The 1,833-nt window shown below is 38.5% G+C and carries 1 protein-coding gene; it reads left to right on the plus strand.

From position 1 onward, the window contains the following. Positions 1 to 416 precede the first annotated feature (416 nt). On the plus strand, positions 417 to 1,718 hold the full coding sequence (locus BXY41_RS26530) for an IS110 family RNA-guided transposase (protein ID WP_052335744.1): 1,302 nt from the start codon (positions 417 to 419) through the stop codon (positions 1,716 to 1,718). Positions 1,719 to 1,833: the final 115 nt, after the last annotated feature.

The raw sequence follows: 1,833 nt of genomic DNA on the forward strand, positions 1-1,833 counted from the left end.
TCTCCTCGTATAATAAGTTTGTAAGCAAGAAAAATTGCTTTCAGACTTATTCTTTTTTATAAGTATAGTGGTAAGGACATCTCTGGGGATTCTCCTCTTCCGATTCCCATCTATACAGTCATTAGTTACAATTCATATAAGGTCAATCCTGTGTTATGATATCAGCAGAGTCTGATGTCCGAAGGCACTGCTTGTTCTCCTTTCAGCCGGCTTCGTCCGTGTCTGCTCTTTAAGCATGCAGCCTGGCACATATGGTATATTCCGCTAACACAGAAGTTGCATCTCCAGCCGAAGCACCAGCAAAAAATGCTGACTGGGTGAATGCTCATTACGCGAGGCTTCGGTCAACATATGTTGCGCAGGATAAACCTTCACTTAAGGCTTCACTATTTTAGATCAGAAAGGGGCGTGATAACATGATAAAGATCAACTATATGTCCACTTTGTTTGTTGGTATAGATGTAAGCTCAAAGTCCAATGTCGTTTGTGCAATGGATTTTGATGAAAACAAATACCTCTCATCATCCTTTAAGAACAATCAGCCTGGTGCTGAGGAACTTGCTGAGATGATATTAAACTGTATGAATAGTCATCCTAACCTCAATACAATTGTTGTTGCTTTAGAGTCTACTTCCGTTTACAGCATTCACATAGCTAATTACCTGTCTACCTGTGAACTACTCATGCCTTATAAGCCTTACATTTTCTGTCTGAATCCTAAGATGACAGCCAATTTCCGTAAATCTTATGTTGGCATGGATAAAACGGATCCACTAGACGCTTATCTTATTGCAGATTTCGCAAGATGCGGACGAACTAAAAAATGTGAACCCTGGCGCGGCAGCCAATTCTTAGCCTTAAAGCGATTAACAAGACACCGCCTGCATTTAGCTGAATGCATCTCAAGAGAAAAAACATATATGGTTTCTAATCTCTATTTAAAGTTTAGTGAACTTCAACTTTTAGATGGTGATGCACAACCTTTTAGTAATATCTATGGTGCTACCTCCTCTGCTGTTTTGACAGAATTTATGTCTCTACAGGAAATCATAGATTCTTCTGAAGATGAGCTATTGCAGTTCCTTGCTCAAAAGAGCCGAAAACGCATTACTGACATATCAAAAACCTCTGAACTTTTAAAGAAAGCTGCAAGAGATTCTTATCGATTGGATAAATGCATGTACGAACCGCTAAATGTATCTTTAGCCAGCTCATTTAACTGCATCCAAACCTATCAAAAAGAAATCAAGCTGATAGATCAGGCAATCGAGAAATGTATCAATGGCATGAACCCTAATGCATTTATCATTCTAAAATCCATTCCAGGTATAGGACCTGTATGGGCATCTGGCATACTTGCTGAAATCGGTGATATTACTGCTTTTCATTCATCAGATGCACTTGCTAAATATGCCGGACTAACCTGGCTTAAAAATGATTCTGGAGACTTTATATCCGAGGATAACCGTGTTTCAAAAGCTGGTAATACATATCTGCGTTATTACTTAGGAGAAGGCTCCAATAGTGTCAGACGATACATCCCAGAATACGGTGAATACTATTCTAAAAAATTCGCTGAAGTAACTAAACATCAGCACAAGAGAGCACTCGCGCTTACATCTCGTAAATTCGTACGACTCGTTTTTGGTTTGCTGGTCAAAAACCAACTGTACACCGGCGAAAAATTGGACGCCGAATTAAATATTGAATCGAACTAGCATTCGAGAAGACATATTTTTCTTGTATGCTTTATTAAGTGAACCCTTTTATAACTAAAACATATCAAAATCTTTTCTAAGTTATTCTTGACATATCACCAGAATGCTTATTTTA

It is taken from the genome of Lacrimispora xylanisolvens (genome assembly GCF_002934545.1).
Classification (GTDB): domain Bacteria; phylum Bacillota; class Clostridia; order Lachnospirales; family Lachnospiraceae; genus Lacrimispora; species Lacrimispora xylanisolvens.